Genomic DNA, 16,900 nt, shown 5'->3' on the forward strand with positions numbered 1-16,900 from the left:
AAGCCCGCTCCTACAGGATCAGGTCAAATCAGTGAGTTAGCGTTAGTTGAGAGAGCGTGCCGCCGGCGAAGAGGCCAGCACTGACCACAGCAATTGCAGAAACAACACAGGCCGCATAAGCGGCCTGTTTTATTATCCAAGCTCAACTCAGTAACGAGTGATCTCGGCAGTGGCTTCCAGCTGCTTGCGGTAAGCCGCGAAGTCCTGCTGGCCAGCACGCGAGGCGAGGTAGCGACGAATCTGCTGCTTCTCCTCGTCAGTGGCCGCAGCGCCTTCGTTGACGCCTTTGAGCTGCACCAGCACCAGGCTGCCATCGGCCAGAACCACACTGCCGAATTCCGGCTTGTCCTTGCTCTCTGGCTTGGCCAGGCGGAACACCGCCTGCAGTTCGACCGGCTCGATGCCTTCCTGGTTACGGGTGACCGCTTCCTGGACCTTCCAGCTCTGGCCATCGTGGCTGGCATCCGGCTTGATCGAACCGTCACGCAGGCCAGCAATCAGCTTGTCCGCCTTGGCTTTGAGTTCGGCAGTCGCCTTGTCTTTGGCCAGGTGCTCGCTGATGCGTTGTGCCACCGCTTCCAGCGGCAGTTGCTCCGGCTTGCGGTGCTCCTTGGCACGCAGGACGATCACGGTTTCCGGATCGAGCTCGATGGCGTTGCTGTTCGAGCCTTCGTCGATCACTTCTTCGCTGAACGCGGCCTGGACTACCGAACGGTTGGCGGTGATGCCATCGCCACCTTCGCGACCGAACGGCGCCGAGGTCTGCACTTTCAAGCCCAGGTCCTGCGCCGGCTGGACCAGATCGGACGCTTCGAACGCAGCATCTTCGAGTTGCTTGGTCACTTCGACAAAGCGCTGCTCGACCTGCTGGGTTTTCAGCTCGCGGGTGAGCTTGTCTTTCAGGCTGGCAAAGCTCGGCACTTCAGGTGCCTCGACGCCCAGCAGCTTGATCAGGTGATAGCCGAACTCGGTGCGTACCGGCTGCGAAACCTGGTCCTTGTTCAGCGCGTACAGGGCGTCCTCAAAGGCTGGGTCATAGACGCCAGGGCCGGCAAAGCCGAGGTCACCGCCGGTGTTGGCCGAACCCGGATCCTGGGAGAATTCCTTCGCCAGCGTGGCGAAGTCCTCACCCTTGTTCAGGCGTTGCTGGATCTCTTCGATGCGCGCCTTGGCTTGAGCATCAGTGACCTTGTCGTTGACATCGATGAGGATGTGCGCGGCATGGCGCTGCTCGGCCAGGTTGGCGATTTCTTTCTCGTACAGCGCCTTGAGCGCGTCGTCGTCGACCTTGACCTGATCAAAGAATGCCGACTTCTTCAGCTCGATGTAGTCGATGACCACCTGATCCGGTGTCATGAACTCCTTGGCGTGCTGGTCATAGTGCGCCTTGACCTCTTCGTCGCTGACTTTTACTGCAGCCGGGTTGGCCTTGAAGGTCAGCGAAGCGAAATCGCGGGTCTGCTTCTCCAGGCGAGCGAAGGCGTCGACCTGCTTGTCGGTGACAAAGCTGCTACCGGCAAGGCCGGTGCGCAGCTGGCCGATAAGCATCTCTTCGGCAAGCATGTCGCGGAACTGCAAGCGGCCATAGCCCATTTGGCGAATGACCTGGTCGAAACGGTTGGCGTCAAACTTGCCATCGACCTGGAACTCCGGCGTCTGCAGGATCACTTGATCCAGTGCAGCTTCGGAGAACGCGAACTTGGCGTCTTCAGCACCCTGCAACAGCAGTTTGCGATCGATCAGCCCCTTCAGCGCGGCTTCGCGCAGCATCTTCTCGTCGAGCAAGGCAGGATCGAAATCCTTGCCCAGCTGTTGCATCAGCTGGCGGCGCTGCATGTCGACGGCTTGACTCAGCTCGTTCTGGCTGATGGTCTGGCCGTTTACCTTGGCGGCGTCCTGGCTATGGCTGGCGGCCTGAAAAATGGCCTCGAAGCCAGTCAACGCCATCAGTACGACGATAAGGCCGATGATGGTCTTGGCAATCCAACCCTGTGAATTGTCCCTGATATTCTGCAGCATGCGTCCCCCAGAAACGGTTGTACCACTGCGTCGTCAACCGCGGAGCGTGGGTAGAGTCCTGATAGAAGAAAGGCGCATCCGAAGATGCGCCTTCTCGAAGCGAGCGTGTCGGGCGGCAACGTTTGCGCCGCCTGTCACGCGGTCGACCCTGGCATGGCCCGGGTCGGCTGAAGAGACGACTTAGTTGACGGCGTCTTTCAGGCCTTTACCAGCTTTGAAGCCTGGAACCTTGGCAGCGGCGATCTTGATCGCGTTGCCAGTCTGTGGGTTACGGCCGGTGCGCTCAGCGCGCTCCTTGACGGAGAAAGTACCGAAGCCTACCAGTACCACGTCGTCGCCTTGCTTCAGGGCACCGGTCACGGATTCGATGACGGCGTCCAGCGCCTTACCGGCGGTGGCTTTGGAAATGTCAGCAGATGCGGCGATAGCGTCAATCAGTTCCGACTTGTTCACTCGAAGTCCCCTTATCTCTATTTGAGTTTGTTTCTAAGTATGTAATGAATGCGTGTAAAACGAGCGCTGGGTGGCCTGTTGACACTGGCGTGCCGCTTTATAACAAGGGCCCGAAAAAACTGTCAAGGAAAGCCCCCCAGCGAGATACGTATTAGTGCGTGCTGATTCTTTCCTTGGCATCGCTGTCGCGCTTTTCATCCTTCGCGACAATCTCCGGAGCCACATCTGGCAAGGGCTCCGGGGCGTATTGCAGCGCAATTTGGAGGACTTCGTCAATCCATTTGACCGGTTTGATCTGAAGATCCTGTTTGATATTTTCCGGAATCTCCTTCAAATCGCGAACATTCTCTTCCGGAATGATCACCGTCTTGATCCCGCCACGGTGTGCCGCGAGCAGTTTTTCCTTCAAACCACCAATCGCCAGAACCTGCCCCCGCAGGGTGATTTCGCCGGTCATCGCAACATCTGCACGCACCGGGATCTGGGTCAGCGCCGAAACCAGCGCCGTGCACATGCCAATACCGGCACTCGGACCATCCTTCGGCGTGGCCCCTTCAGGCATGTGGATATGCACGTCACGCTTCTCGTGGAAATCGTTGGCAATCCCCAGGCTGCGCGCGCGGCTACGGACCACAGTCTGCGCGGCAGTGATCGACTCGACCATGACATCACCGAGCGAACCGGTCTTGATCAACTGCCCCTTGCCGGGGATAACCACCGCTTCAATGGTCAGCAGTTCGCCGCCCACCTGCGTCCAGGCCAACCCAGTCACCTGGCCGATCTGGTCCTGCTGCTCAGCCAGGCCATAGCGGAACTTGCGTACGCCGAGCAACTGCTCGAGCTGTTCGCCGGCCACTTTCACCTTGACCAGTTTCTGCCCGGTATGTTCCTTGACCACCTTGCGGCAGACCTTGGCAATCTGCCGCTCCAAGCCACGCACACCGGCTTCGCGGGTGTAATAGCGGATGATGTCGCGGATCGCGCTGACGTCGACCTCGAGCTCATCCTTTTTCAAACCGTTGGCCTTGACCTGCTTGGGTACCAGGTACTTGACCGCGATGTTGATCTTCTCGTCCTCGGTGTAACCCGGCAGGCGGATGACTTCCATACGGTCGAGCAGCGCCGGCGGAATGTTCATCGAGTTCGAGGTGCACAGGAACATCACATCGGAAAGGTCGTAGTCGACTTCCAGGTAATGGTCGTTGAAGTTGTGGTTCTGCTCAGGGTCGAGCACTTCAAGCAGCGCCGACGCTGGGTCGCCACGCATGTCGCTGCCCATCTTGTCGATTTCGTCGAGCAGGAACAGCGGGTTGCGTACACCAACCTTGGTCATCTTCTGGATCAGACGTCCAGGCATCGAGCCAATGTAGGTGCGGCGGTGACCACGGATCTCGGCTTCATCGCGTACGCCACCCAAGGCCATACGCACGAATTTACGGTTGGTGGCAGTAGCGATCGACTCGGCCAGCGAGGTTTTACCCACGCCAGGCGGGCCAACCAGGCACAGCACCGGACCACGGATCTTCTTCACGCGCTTCTGCACGGCGAGGTACTCAAGGATGCGCTCCTTGACCTCTTCCAGGCCATAGTGGTCGGCATCGAGGATTTCCTCGGCCTTGGCCAGATCAAGGCGCACCTTGCTCTGAGCCTTCCACGGCACCTGCACCAGCCAGTCGAGGTAGGTGCGCACCACGGTAGCCTCGGCAGACATCGGCGACATCTGCTTGAGCTTGTTCAGCTCGGCCTGGGCCTTGGTCAGGGCATCCTTGGGCAGGCCAGCGGCGTCGATGCGCTTTTTCAGCTCTTCGACTTCGTTATGGCCCTCGTCACCGTCACCGAGCTCCTTCTGAATGGCCTTCATCTGCTCATTCAGGTAGTACTCGCGCTGGCTGCGCTCCATCTGCTTCTTGACCCGGCCACGGATGCGCTTCTCGACCTGCAGCAGGTCGATTTCGGCATCCAGCAGGGCCAATACGTGCTCGACGCGCGTCTGCAGGTCGACGATCTCGAGAATCTCTTGCTTCTGCTCGATCTTCAGCGCCATGTGCGCGGCCATGGTGTCGACCAGGCGGCCTGGCTCTTCGATGCTGTTGAGCGAGGACAGCACTTCAGCGGGGACTTTCTTGCCCAACTGCACATACTGCTCGAACTGCGACAGCAAGCTGCGCACGAAGACCTCCGACTCGCGCTCTGGCGCGTCGGTTTCATCGATCAGGCTAACTTCGGCACGGACGTGCCCATCGACTTCGGTAAAGCGCTCGACCGCACCACGCTGCTCGCCTTCGACCAGTACCTTGACGGTACCATCGGGCAGTTTCAGCAGCTGCAGGACGGTGGCAATGGTGCCGACGCGATACAGGGCGTCTTCGCCTGGGTCATCGTCGGCCGGGTTTTTCTGGGCGAGCAGAAGGATCTGCTTTTCGCCCGTCATCGCGGCCTCAAGGGCCTCGATGGATTTTTCGCGCCCCACAAACAGCGGGATGACCATGTGCGGATAAACGACGACATCGCGCAATGGCAAAAGAGGCAAGTCGAGGGTGGTCTTCATGATTTCGCCTCTACAGCGGCCTTTATGGCCGGAAACCGGTGGAAATTATGCTTGGACCTAATGTGGGGGCAGCCCTGGCAAATTACAAGCGTTGAAGCAGGAAAAGCAGAAAGGGGCCCGTAGGCCCCTTTCTTTTTACACACCGTTAGCCCGAATCAGGCGTCTGGTGCGGCTTTGGCTTGCGGCTCGCTGTTCTCGTAAATGAGCAGCGGCTGCGAAGTGCCTTCGATGACGCTCTCGTCGATCACCACCTTGCTGACTTCCTTCTGCGAAGGAATTTCGTACATGGTGTCGAGCAGCACGCCCTCGAGGATCGAACGCAGGCCACGGGCGCCGGTCTTGCGCTCCAGAGCCTTGCGTGCAACGGCCTTGAGCGCATCACTGCGGAACTCGAGGTCGACGCTTTCCATCTCGAACAGCTTGGCATACTGCTTGGTCAGGGCGTTTTTCGGCTCGGTGAGGATCTGCATCAGAGCAGCCTCGTCGAGCTCGTCGAGGGTCGCCAGCACCGGCAGACGGCCAACGAACTCCGGGATCAGACCGAACTTGACCAGATCGTCAGGCTCGACTTCACGCAGGGATTCACCGACCTTCTTGCCTTCTTCCTTGCTGCGCACTTCAGCACTGAAGCCGATCCCGCCACGGGTGGAGCGGTTCTGGATGACCTTCTCGAGGCCAGAGAACGCGCCACCGCAGATGAACAGGATATTGCGGGTATCTACCTGCAGGAATTCCTGTTGCGGGTGCTTGCGGCCACCTTGCGGCGGCACAGAAGCCACGGTGCCTTCGATCAGCTTCAACAGTGCCTGCTGCACGCCTTCGCCCGAAACGTCACGGGTGATCGACGGGTTGTCCGACTTGCGCGAAATCTTGTCGATCTCGTCGATGTAGACAATGCCCATCTGGGCCTTTTCCACGTCGTAGTCGCACTTTTGCAGCAGTTTCTGAATGATGTTCTCGACGTCCTCACCGACATAACCGGCTTCGGTCAGGGTGGTGGCGTCGGCAATGGTGAACGGAACGTTCAACAAGCGTGCAAGGGTTTCGGCGAGCAGGGTCTTGCCCGAGCCAGTTGGCCCGATCAGGAGGATGTTGCTCTTGCCGAGTTCGACTTCGTCGCCCTTCTTGTCACGCTGATTCAGGCGCTTGTAGTGGTTGTACACCGCTACCGAGAGCACCTTCTTCGCGCGTTCCTGACCGATGACGTACTGGTCCAGGATGCCGCTGATTTCTTTCGGCGAAGGCAATTTGTGCGCGTTGCTCTCGGCCTGGGCTTCCTGCACCTCCTCACGGATGATGTCGTTGCACAGGTCGACGCACTCGTCGCAGATAAATACCGAGGGCCCGGCAATCAATTTGCGCACTTCGTGCTGGCTTTTGCCGCAGAAGGAGCAATAGAGCAATTTGCCGCTGTCCTCGCCGTTACGGGTGTCAGTCATTCGATCGATCCAATCCGGTAGGCTTGAAACACAAGATGAAGGCAATTGCGGGCTTTTTCAAGTCCGCAGGTGGGCGCTTTCGGCACCCACCTGCTCTGGCCCCTGGGATCAGGAGACCAGTTGCCGCTTGTCGTATACCGAGTCGATCAGGCCGTACTCGGCCGCGCGCTGGGCGCTCATGAAGTTGTCGCGCTCAGTATCACGCTGGATGGTCTCGAGGTCCTGGCCGGTATGATAGGCCAGCAACTCGTTCAGACGACCCTTGATGCTGAGGATTTCCTGGGCGTGGATCTGGATGTCGGTAGCCTGACCCTGGAAGCCGCCGAGCGGCTGGTGGATCATGACGCGCGAGTTCGGCAGGCAGTGACGCTTGCCCTTGGCACCCGCGGTCAACAGGAAGGCGCCCATGCTGCAGGCCTGGCCGATGCAGATGGTCGAGACATCCGGCTTGATGAACTGCATGGTGTCGTAGATCGACATGCCTGCAGTCACCGAACCGCCCGGTGAGTTGATGTAAAGATGGATATCCTTGTCCGGGTTTTCCGCCTCAAGGAACAGCATCTGCGCCACCACCAGGTTGGCCATGTAGTCTTCTACAGGACCTACCAGGAAGATCACTCGCTCCTTCAAAAGGCGCGAGTAGATGTCATAGGCGCGTTCGCCACGGGCGGACTGCTCGATAACCATCGGGACCAGGCCGCCTGCGGCTTGGATGTCAGAGCTCTGCTGAATATAAGAATTGCGGGACATGTCCTGCACTCACTCCCAAATAGTCATGGCTTGAAATACGCACAAGCCAGCGCGAAGGCTGGCTTGTGGGGGTTTCCTACGAAAGCTGCAGATTACTCAGCTTCGGCAGGAGCCTGTGCTGGTTTTACTGCCTCTTCGTACGAGACCGACTTGTCGGTCACAGTCGCTTTCTGCAGGACAGTATCTACAACTTGCTCTTCCAGCACAACCGAACGCACTTCGTTCAGTTGCTGGTCGTTCTTGTAGTACCAAGTGATGACCTGTTCTGGTTCCTGGTAGGCGGAAGCCATTTCTTCGATCATCTCGCGAACCTTGCCTTCGTCAGGCTTGAGGTCGAACTGCTTGACCACTTCAGCAACGATCAGGCCCAGTACCACGCGACGCTTGGCTTGCTCTTCGAACAGCTCGGCCGGCAGTTGCTCTGGCTTGATGTTGCCACCGAACTGCTGAACGGCTTGAACGCGCAGACGGTTGACTTCGTTTTCCAGCAGCGCCTTAGGCACTTCGATCGGGTTGGCGGCCAGCAGACCGTCCATGACCTGGTTTTTCACCTTGGTCTTGATCGCCTGGCGCAGTTCGCGCTCCATGTTCTTGCGAACTTCGGTGCGGAAGCCTTCCAGAGTCGATTCCTTGATGCCGAACTGAGCGAAGAACTCTTCGTTCAGCTCAGGCAGCTGAGGTGCCGAAACGCTGTTGACGGTGATGGTGAACTCAGCGGCTTTGCCAGCCAGGTCCAGGTTCTGGTAGTCCTCTGGGAAGGTCACGTTGACAACGCGCTCTTCGCCAGCCTTGGCGCCAACCAGGCCATCTTCGAAACCTGGGATCATGCGGCCGGAGCCCAGCACCAGCTGGGTGCCTTTGGCCGAACCACCGGCGAACTCTTCGCCGTCAACCTTGCCAACGAAGTCGATGTTGACCTGGTCGTCGGTCTGCGCAGCGCGCTCGACGGTCTCGAAGCGGGTGTTCTGCTTGCGCAGGACTTCCAGCATGTTGTCCAGGTCGGCGTCAGCCACTTCAGCGCTCAGGCGCTCGACGTTGATCGAGTCGAAGCCGGCTACGGTGAACTCTGGGAACACTTCGAAGATAGCGACGAATTCCAGGTCCTTGCCTTTTTCGAAGGACTTAGGCTCAACGGCCGGAGCGCCAGCCGGGTTCAGCTTCTGCTCGACAACGGCTTCGTAGAAGGACGACTGGATCAGGTCGCCGAAGGCTTCCTGACGGGCGTCGGCTTCGTAGCGCTGACGGATGACGCTCATTGGCACCTTGCCAGGACGGAAGCCTGGGACCTTGGCGCGACGGGCAGTCTGCTGCAGACGCTTGGTGACTTCGGTCTCGACGCGCTCGGCCGGGACGGCGATGGTCATGCGGCGCTCGAGAGCGGAAGTGTTTTCAACCGAAACTTGCATGGATATTCCTCGTTGCACAGACGTTAGCCGGCGATAGCCCGACTCCAGAATCAAGGGCAAACATTCTAGTGACTCACGCACCAGAAGTCACCCCACTCGGGACGACGGGACGCTACGCCGATCGAATTCATTCAAGGACCTGGGCGAATAGCCGCCAGGCCCCATCCGTTAAGGGCTGCACGCCACTACTCATAGCGCGCAGCGGAAAAACCTTGTCAAACAACTGCAGTCAATCGATCGTCAGCCCTGGTCGGGATCGATCTCATTGAACCCGCAGTACTCTTCCCAGGCCATGCCCAGCGCCTCAGCGACCTCGCGGTGCACCTCCAGGCGCATCGCCTGTAGCTGCTCAGGGCTCTCTGCAATAAGTTGCAGGGCCAACTCCCAAGGCTCGATACCCTGCTCCTGCGCCGCATCCTCAAAGGCCCATTCAATCTGCTGAGCCTGCTCGCGGGCATCCAGCTCGCGGATTTCTTCGAGCGTCTGCGGATTGGCCTCGGCGAAGCGTTGCAGCGCCAGCGCCTGGCGAGCTTCTTTGGCAATCATCGGTAACTCCTCTGCCGGCCTGCCGGCCGGAATTTCAACCGGCTGAAATCTATCAGCTTTTATTAGGTTGTCACTAGAGGGGGCGTCGTGCATGGCGCTATTGGCGGATACCCACGCACGGCAATGGGCAGCCGCACCACTGCCGCCAGCCTTGCGCCCCGCCCAACTCTTGACTTGCGCCGAGGATCGGGACCAACTGCGCCAGCACCAGCCGGCCTTTTCCTACTAACCCATGGGAAAGCGCCCCTATCGCCACCATCTTATGACCCGCTTGAATGGAGAACCATTTTTGGTACACTCCCGCGAGCGAACTATCTACACGACTGGATGCCTGCTTTTTTCGCACAGAAGGAGGCAACGAACCGGTGAGGGAATGGCTGAACGGACTGACCCGCGATCACATGCGAACTATTGGCACTGAGATAAATGTCGTTCAGCTCGGATGGCCAATTGGAATGCCTGCTGTGAGAAAGCTTGAGCAAGGCCTGGGAAATCCGCATCAACCTCACCACCGCCATAGCGCGCGTGTTTTTTACCGTAAGCGGAACCACGATGATATTGCTTCACGGATTCATCAAGAAGAGCCAGAAAACCCCCATTGCCGAGCTTGCGACCGCAAGACAGCGTAAAGCGATATTCGAGAGGATTACCCAGTGAACCCACATATCGGCTCTGATTTCGATACGTTTCTTGCTGAGCAAGGGCTGACAGAAGAGGTCTCGGCCGCCGCCCTGAAACGTGTGATTGCCTGGCAGATCGCGGAAGCGATGAAAGCCCAGAAAATGACCAAGAAGGCGCTGGCAGAGCGCATGCATACCAGCCGCGCCGCAGTTGACCGCGCACTGGATCATAATGACCCGGGAATGACTCTGGCCACCCTCTCCAGCGCCGCCCGAGCGCTCGGCCAGCGAGTGGAGGTGCGCCTGATACCGCACGATCCCGCTCACGCCTGAGCGAACCCTACGCTGTAGGACTTTTCGGCAACACGCAGAAGCAAGTCAGATATCAGATAAAAGCCCACCCGCGCCCAAGCCCACCGCCAGCCAAAAAACGCGCAACAAAAAAGGCGCCCGATCTCACGATCAAGGCGCCTTTCGAAATATATGGGGTGGACGATGGGAATCGAACCCACGACAACCGGAATCACAATCCGGCGCTCTACCAACTGAGCTACGCCCACCATAACGCGGTGCTACGTTGAAACCTTGAAAAACATGGTGCGGACGAAGAGACTCGAACTCTTACAGCTTGCGCCGCTGGAACCTAAATCCAGTGTGTCTACCAATTTCACCACGTCCGCATGTAACGCTTAAAACAAAGGCGCCATCCAACAGTCGAGGCGCCTTTGAAAAATATGGGGTGGACGATGGGAATCGAACCCACGACAACCGGAATCACAATCCGGCGCTCTACCAACTGAGCTACGCCCACCATATTGCGGTACTGCTTCACTTGCGTGCCTATGCTGCCTAATGGCGCACCCGGCAGGACTCGAACCTGCGACCATCCGCTTAGAAGGCGGATGCTCTATCCAGCTGAGCTACGGGCGCATAAGCATTCCGCCTGACCGAACGATGATTACCAGCCAAGCTGTTAAACCACTCATTCTGCCCGACTTCACCAACCAGTGCTAGGCTGTGCCCGACAAGTGCGCCGAATGTTATAGACGAGCCGCATAAGCGTCAACACCTTTCTATAAAAAATTGAAATTATTGAAGGGGTTAGGGCATTTGCCCGACCACCCGCCTTTGCCCTCGGCGCGTGTCGTGCGAGAATGCGCTCCTCTATATGTTCCTTTCTCGATGGTTAATCACGCGTCTATGACTGCACACCTTATCGATGGCAAGGCGATCGCCGCCAGCCTGCGCCAGCAGATCGCTCAACGTGTCGTGGAGCGTCGCCAGCAAGGCCTGCGTACGCCGGGCCTGGCGGTGATCCTGGTCGGCACCGACCCCGCCTCCCAAGTCTATGTCTCGCACAAGCGCAAGGACTGCGAAGAGGTCGGCTTCATTTCGCAAGCGTTCGACCTGCCCAGCGACACCACGCAGCAAGCCCTGACCGACCTGATCGACCGCCTCAATGATGACCCGGCGGTTGACGGCGTGCTGCTGCAGCTGCCGCTGCCAGCACACCTGGATGCATCGCTGCTGCTCGAGCGCATCCGCCCGGACAAGGATGTCGATGGTTTCCACCCGTACAACGTCGGTCGCCTGGCCCAGCGTATCCCGCTGCTGCGCCCGTGCACCCCGAAAGGCATCATGGCCCTGCTGGAAAGCACCGGCCAGGACCTGTATGGCATGGACGCAGTAGTGGTTGGCGCGTCGAACATCGTCGGCCGGCCGATGGCCATGGAACTGCTGCTGGCCGGCTGCACCGTGACCGTCACCCACCGCTTCACCAAGGACCTGGCCGAACACGTCGGCCGTGCCGACCTGGTGGTCGTGGCCGCCGGCAAGCCGGGCCTGGTCAAGGGTGAGTGGATCAAGCCGGGCGCGATCGTCATCGACGTCGGCATCAACCGCCAGGAAGATGGCAAGCTGGTTGGCGACGTGGTCTACGAGACCGCCCTGCCCCGCGCTGGCTGGATTACCCCGGTGCCGGGCGGTGTAGGTCCGATGACCCGCGCTTGCCTGCTGGAAAACACGCTGTATGCGGCGCAAGAGCTGCATAAGTAAAGGGCTAGCGGGCGCTTGTGCCCCGTAAGGCCATGAAAAAACGGCACCTGAACAGGTGCCGTTTTTTATGCCTGGGATTTGCCCGGGGACGCACTGACCCAGCACGCCTCAGCGGTTGAACCGCTCCACCAACGCCCGCAAACCCGCACACACCTGCTCAAGCTCCGCTCCACGCGACGCCGCGGCATTGGCCCCGACCGCACTCTGCTGGGCAATCACGGCCACGCCATTGATCTGCCGCGAAACGTCCTCGGCCACCGACGACTGCTGCTGCGAGGCCGTCGCCATCTGCTGGCTCATGTCGCTGATGCGCTGCACTGCCTGGCGAATACCCTGCAGCGCCGTCTGCGCCTCAAGCACCCGCGCCACGCCCTGCTCGGCACCAGTGATGCCGCGACTGGCGATCACCACCGCCTGATCGGCACCGCCGCGCAGCTCGTCGATGATGGCCTGGATGTGCAAGGTTGACTGACGGGTCTTGTTGGCCAGCGCGCGAACTTCATCAGCCACGACCGCGAACCCTCGGCCCTGCTCGCCCGCCCTCGCAGCCTCGATGGCGGCATTGAGCGCCAGCAGATTGGTCTGTTCGGCAATCGCGCGAATCATCCCGGCGGCCTCGGCGATGGTGTCGGTCTGTCCGGCCAGGTCGGTGACCGCCTGGTTGATCTGGCCGACCGTCGCGGCCAGATCGCGAATCGCCGCGCCGCTGGCATCGGCCACCTGACTGCCCTGTTCAGCGAGCTGGTGTGCCGTGCGCGCTTCACCGGCGGTCAGTTGTACATGAGTGGCAACTTCGGCGATCGACGCGGCCATCTCGGTCATGGCCGTGGCACTGAGGTCAGTCTCTGCCTGCTGTTCACGCAAGGCGGCCTCGGTACCGCGCGACAAGCGTCCGGCATCGTCGGCTGCCACTGCCATCTGTGTGGCCAGATCGCTCAAGCGGGTGAGCGCGGTTTTCAAGCGTGCCTCTTCGCTGATCAGGATCAGCTCAAGCTGCCCGGCTGCGCCTGGCAGATCGCTGTAGGTCAAGGCGGCGACCGGGTCGGCGAAGGTTCCGCCAGCACCCTTGACGATGCTGCGCAGTTGCCGGCCGACACCGCCCTGCGCCCACAGCCCGCTGGCCACGAACAGGCCGAGGGTAAGCCCTTGGCCGACCAGGCCCGGCCACAGCTGATTGACCGCGACCGCGAGCGCCCCGCCCACGACCGGCACCGCCAGCGCCTGAAGCAGCACGGCCAGCCGCCGACCGACCGGCAAGGTGCCTTTAGCGTCCCGCAGGCGTGCATACAGCACCTCGGCACGCTCGACCTGGGCGCGGGTCGGGCACACACGCACCGACTCGTAGCCCACCAGCCGACCGTCTTCCAGGATCGGCGTGACATACGCATTGACCCAATAGAAGTCGCCGTTCTTGCAACGGTTCTTGACGATGCCCATCCAGCTTTTGCCGGCTTTAAGGTAGCCCCACATGATCTCGAACACCGCTTCGGGCATGTCCGGGTGGCGGACCAGGTTATGTGCGCTGCCGATCAGTTCGGCCTGGCTGTAGCCACTGATTGCCGCAAATTCGGCATTGCAGTAGGTGATGAGGCTGGCCGTGTCGGTGGCCGAGATGAGGCGCTGCTGTGGCGGGAAGCGTTGTTCGACCGGCGAAACCGGCAGGTTGAGGCGCACGATGTGACTCCATTCAGGATCGAGCCGGCGGGGTGTCGGATCGGTGTGACGTTTTTTAATGACTGTTCAGTCAAAAAAAGCGGATTTTACGACTCCCGTTTTGCTATTGCCAATAAACCTTGGAAATCAGGGAGTTGGTTTAAATCGCGGCGCACTGTATTTGTGCGTGCGCTGGCAAACACAGCATGCCCGAGACATACCCTGGTCTGGCCTGATTCGCGAAGAGGGCGGCCGTGCAACCGAGGGGTATGGCAAGGGCTTTGCCCTTGTTCGCGGGGCAAGCCCGCTCCTACAGGTCCGTGTTGGCTTTGCCTCCATGCATCATCCACGACTGCGCAGCAATTGCGTTGATTGGCCGCCTTGCACCGTCCTAGAGCACCCGCCCGGAAACGCCCCACAACTGGTCAGACCGGTAAGGCCAAAATCCCTTGCAATGTAAGAATTTTCGCGCTTTTATGATCCGGCACTGAACAAACCGGTAAGACCACAATAATTAAGTTCTGCGCTCTTTGGCCCCGACGCCATCGAAGCAAGGACACCGATCAGAGACTCCTCCCATGCTTAAATGGTGCTCGCGTTCGATCTTCCTCCAAGTGGTGCTAGGCCTGGCCCTGGGCATAGCCTGCGGCCTGAGCTTCCCCGAAGTATCCCTGCAACTCAAACCCCTCGGTGACGGTTTCATCAAGCTGATCAAGATGCTGATCGGCTTGATCGTATTCTGCGTGGTGGTCAGCGGCATCTCGGGTGCCGGTGACCTGAAGAAGGTCGGCCGCATCGGCCTCAAGTCGGTGATCTACTTCGAGGTCCTGACGACCATCGCCCTGGTCATCGGCCTGGTGTTCGCCTTCACCTCCGGCATCGGTAGCGGCGCCAATATCCACCTTGACCAGCTGTCTGCCGCCGACGCCAATGGTTTGGCCGAACGTAGTCAGCAGATCCATGGCACCGCCACCTTCCTCATGGGCCTGATCCCGACCTCGGTGGTCGGCGCGTTTGCCGACAACAACATCCTTCAGGTCCTGCTGTTCTCGGTACTGTTCGGCAGCGCCCTGAATCTGGTAGGTGAAGCAGCTTCGGGTATCTCGCGACTGATCAACGAGCTGAGCCATGTGATCTTCCGCATCATGGGCATGATCGTGCGCCTGGCGCCCATTGGCGTGTTCGGCGCCATTGCCTTCACCACCAGCAAATATGGCCTGGAGTCGCTGCAGCATCTGGGCGGCCTGGTGGCGCTGTTCTACCTGACCTGCGCCGGCTTCGTGCTGATCGTGCTGGGCACCGTGATGCGCCTGTCGGGCCTGCGCCTGCTGCCGCTTATCAAGTACCTGCGTGAAGAGCTGACCATTGTCATGGGGACCGCCTCCTCCGATGCCGTGCTGCCGCAGATCATGCGCAAGCTCGAGCACCTGGGCATCGGCAGCTCGACGGTTGGCCTGGTGATCCCGACCGGCTACTCGTTCAACCTCGACGGTTTCTCCATCTACCTGACCCTGGCCATCGTGTTCATCGCCAACGCCACCGGCACGCCGCTGGCCATGACCGATCTCATGACCATCCTGCTGGTGTCGCTGGTCACCTCCAAAGGCGCGCATGGCATCCCGGGCTCGGCCCTGGTCATCCTTGCGGCGACCCTGACCGCAGTGCCCGCGATCCCGGTGGTAGGGTTGGTCCTGGTGCTCGCAGTGGACTGGTTCATGGGCATCGGCCGCGCGCTGACCAACCTGATCGGCAACTGCGTCGCCACCGTGGCCATCGCCCGCTGGGAAAAAGACATCGACCTCGAACGGGCCAACAATGTGCTCGACGGCAAACCGGGTTTCGCCCACCTGCCGCGCAAGCAACCCAACGCCCACCAACAGGAATTCTGATCGCCGCAGGCCGGCAGTGACGCCGGCCTGCTTTCAGGAGCTTCGATGTCTTTTTTATCAGGGAGCCCGCCATGATCAGTTCATCGACCGTGGTTACTTCAGTAGTGGAAAAACTCCGCCAAGCCCTGGCTCGCGGCCAGTGGCGCAGCGGCGACATGCTGCCCGGCCAGCGCGAACTGGCCGAGCAGATGGGCATCAGCCGACCTAGCCTGCGTGAAGCGGTCATCGTCCTGGAAACCCTCGGCCTGGTGCGCTCGCTGCCCGGCAAGGGGGTGCTGGTACTCGACGCCGAGGCGGCTGCCACCGAATCACTCAGCGACAGCGTCGGCGCGCCCAGCCTGGCCGATGTGCTGGAGCTGCGCTACACCCTCGAACCGTTCATCGTCGGCCTGGTCGCGCAATCGGCCAACAGCGGCGACATCGGCCAATTGCGCCTGACCCTGATGGACATGCGCGAGGCCCTTGACGCCGGCGACAGCGAAGCGGGCGTAACCGCCTACATCGCCTTGCATCAGGCGTTGTTTGCCCTGACCACCAACCCGATCTTCCAGAGCGTGGTGCAGCAGACTGGCACTGCCCTCAAGCAAAGCGCCGACATGCTGCGCAACTCACCGGAGCACCTGGCCGCACGGCTGCGCGAAAGCGACGCAGTGGTACGCGCCATCCGCGACAAGAACAGCGCTGAAGCCAGCGCCCAGATGCGCCGGCACATCCTTGAGGAAGGCCAGCGCATGGGCATCCAACTGAACATCCCGGACGAACACCCCGGCCAATGACTCGAGGACAGCCTATGAACGCCTGCGCCCACGCCGCTCTGCCCCTCCCCGCCCTGCTCAGTGCCGGCGAGACTCGCCTGTCGGCCGAGCAGATCTACCCTCGGCTGTTCGACGCCATCCTAGAGCAACGCCTGCCGCCGGGCAGCGCCTTGCCCGAGCAGGCCCTGGGCGATGCCTTTGGCGTCAGCCGCACGGTGATCCGCCGCGTGCTTGGCCGCCTGTCAGACCAGCAGGTGGTGGTCCAGCGGCCGAGCCATACCGCACACCTGGCTGCCCCGGACCCGCAGCAAGCGCGCCAGGTCCTCAGTGCCCGGCGTTTGGCCGAGACCACCCTGATTACACTGGCCACGCAACGCGCCCGGCCGACACAGATCCGTCAGTTGCGCCAGCTGGTGGAGCGCGAACGTCAGCACCACGAGCGCGGTGAGCGCTGCACGGCGATTCGCCTGGGGGGTGAGTTCCACCTGAAGCTTGCGCAGATGGCCGCCAATGCCCCGCTGGCACGCTTTCTCAACGGCCTGGTTCCCATGACGTCGCTGATCATTGCCCGTTACGAATCGCCATGCTGCGAGCACTGCGCCTGGGAAGAACACGCAGCGATCATTGATGCAGTAGAAAGCGGCGACAGCGCTGCGGCGCTGGTTTTGATGCATGAGCACCTGGACCGGCTGGAAGCCAAGCTTGATCTCGATTAGGACTCCCTAGCCTGATTGCGGGTGTCTGGGCCGGCCCCTTCGCGGGGCAAG

13 protein-coding genes, 4 tRNA genes and 1 pseudogene are annotated in these 16,900 nt (G+C 60.4%); 6 read left to right on the forward strand and 12 right to left on the reverse strand.

Features of this window, described 5'->3' with window-relative positions:
- Positions 1-147: 147 nt before the first annotated feature.
- From J3B00_RS20285 to J3B00_RS20315, 7 genes are all read right to left on the reverse strand, one after another.
- Positions 148-2,019, reverse strand: coding sequence for a SurA N-terminal domain-containing protein (locus J3B00_RS20285; RefSeq protein WP_209870950.1), 1,872 nt, complete (start codon positions 2,017-2,019; stop codon positions 148-150).
- A 180-nt stretch (positions 2,020-2,199) separates the two neighbouring features.
- Positions 2,200-2,472 carry a nucleoid-associated protein HU-beta gene (hupB, locus tag J3B00_RS20290; protein WP_119140201.1) on the reverse strand — a complete coding sequence of 91 codons (273 nt, stop codon included), beginning with the start codon at positions 2,470-2,472 and terminating at the stop codon, positions 2,200-2,202.
- 151 nt (positions 2,473-2,623) lie between these two features.
- Positions 2,624-5,020 (reverse strand): endopeptidase La, encoded by a 2,397-nt coding sequence (gene lon, locus J3B00_RS20295; protein WP_209870954.1) that lies wholly within the window; start codon positions 5,018-5,020, stop codon positions 2,624-2,626.
- A gap of 155 nt (positions 5,021-5,175) precedes the next feature.
- Entirely contained in the window at positions 5,176-6,459 is a 1,284-nt protein-coding gene (clpX, locus tag J3B00_RS20300) for an ATP-dependent Clp protease ATP-binding subunit ClpX (protein WP_209870957.1), read from the reverse strand.
- Positions 6,460-6,567: 108 nt separating this feature from the next.
- Positions 6,568-7,209 carry an ATP-dependent Clp endopeptidase proteolytic subunit ClpP gene (clpP, locus tag J3B00_RS20305; RefSeq protein ID WP_209870961.1) on the reverse strand — a complete coding sequence of 214 codons (642 nt, stop codon included), beginning with the start codon at positions 7,207-7,209 and terminating at the stop codon, positions 6,568-6,570.
- Between the two features lie 92 nt (positions 7,210-7,301).
- The gene (tig, locus tag J3B00_RS20310; RefSeq protein ID WP_209870965.1) at positions 7,302-8,615 is read right to left on the reverse strand and encodes a trigger factor; all 1,314 of its coding nucleotides are present in this window, start codon (positions 8,613-8,615) and stop codon (positions 7,302-7,304) included.
- Positions 8,616-8,855: 240 nt separating this feature from the next.
- Positions 8,856-9,161 (reverse strand): DUF6388 family protein, encoded by a 306-nt coding sequence (locus J3B00_RS20315; RefSeq protein ID WP_209870968.1) that lies wholly within the window; start codon positions 9,159-9,161, stop codon positions 8,856-8,858.
- 275 nt (positions 9,162-9,436) lie between these two features.
- Between J3B00_RS20315 and J3B00_RS20320 the strand changes: the two are divergent.
- Both J3B00_RS20320 and J3B00_RS20325 read left to right on the forward strand, forming a co-directional pair.
- Positions 9,437-9,818, forward strand: a pseudogene (locus J3B00_RS20320) (type II toxin-antitoxin system RelE/ParE family toxin).
- Positions 9,815-10,114: an XRE family transcriptional regulator gene (locus J3B00_RS20325; RefSeq protein ID WP_209870971.1), complete on the forward strand. Its 300-nt coding sequence runs from the start codon at positions 9,815-9,817 to the stop codon at positions 10,112-10,114. The pseudogene J3B00_RS20320 and the gene J3B00_RS20325 overlap by 4 nt, the downstream one beginning before the upstream one ends.
- Positions 10,115-10,265: 151 nt before the next feature.
- Here the strand turns inward: J3B00_RS20325 and J3B00_RS20330 are convergent.
- The 4 genes from J3B00_RS20330 to J3B00_RS20345 form a co-directional block, all read right to left on the reverse strand.
- Positions 10,266-10,341 (reverse strand) — tRNA-His (locus J3B00_RS20330).
- A gap of 35 nt (positions 10,342-10,376) precedes the next feature.
- Positions 10,377-10,461: transfer RNA gene (locus J3B00_RS20335), tRNA-Leu, on the reverse strand.
- A gap of 55 nt (positions 10,462-10,516) precedes the next feature.
- Positions 10,517-10,592: transfer RNA gene (locus J3B00_RS20340), tRNA-His, on the reverse strand.
- A gap of 42 nt (positions 10,593-10,634) precedes the next feature.
- A tRNA-Arg gene (locus J3B00_RS20345) sits at positions 10,635-10,711 on the reverse strand.
- 270 nt (positions 10,712-10,981) lie between these two features.
- Here J3B00_RS20345 and folD point away from each other — a divergent pair.
- Positions 10,982-11,836 carry a bifunctional methylenetetrahydrofolate dehydrogenase/methenyltetrahydrofolate cyclohydrolase FolD gene (gene folD / locus J3B00_RS20350; protein ID WP_209870975.1) on the forward strand — a complete coding sequence of 285 codons (855 nt, stop codon included), beginning with the start codon at positions 10,982-10,984 and terminating at the stop codon, positions 11,834-11,836.
- 108 nt (positions 11,837-11,944) lie between these two features.
- Here folD and J3B00_RS20355 read toward each other — a convergent pair whose 3' ends face one another.
- Entirely contained in the window at positions 11,945-13,510 is a 1,566-nt protein-coding gene (locus J3B00_RS20355) for a PAS domain-containing methyl-accepting chemotaxis protein (RefSeq protein ID WP_209870979.1), read from the reverse strand.
- A gap of 557 nt (positions 13,511-14,067) precedes the next feature.
- Between J3B00_RS20355 and J3B00_RS20360 the strand changes: the two genes are divergently transcribed.
- The 3 genes from J3B00_RS20360 (at position 14,068) to J3B00_RS20370 (ending at position 16,849) form a co-directional block, all read left to right on the forward strand.
- On the forward strand, positions 14,068-15,378 hold the full coding sequence (locus J3B00_RS20360) for a C4-dicarboxylate transporter DctA (protein ID WP_209870982.1): 1,311 nt from the start codon (positions 14,068-14,070) through the stop codon (positions 15,376-15,378).
- A gap of 71 nt (positions 15,379-15,449) precedes the next feature.
- Positions 15,450-16,154 (forward strand): FCD domain-containing protein, encoded by a 705-nt coding sequence (locus J3B00_RS20365; RefSeq protein WP_209870986.1) that lies wholly within the window; start codon positions 15,450-15,452, stop codon positions 16,152-16,154.
- Positions 16,155-16,168: 14 nt separating this feature from the next.
- Positions 16,169-16,849, forward strand: a complete 681-nt coding sequence (locus tag J3B00_RS20370; protein ID WP_209870988.1) for a GntR family transcriptional regulator — start codon at positions 16,169-16,171, stop codon at positions 16,847-16,849.
- Positions 16,850-16,900: the final 51 nt, after the last annotated feature.

Origin of the sequence: Pseudomonas sp. BP8 (assembly GCF_017875955.1) — a bacterium.
GTDB lineage: Bacteria > Pseudomonadota > Gammaproteobacteria > Pseudomonadales > Pseudomonadaceae > Aquipseudomonas.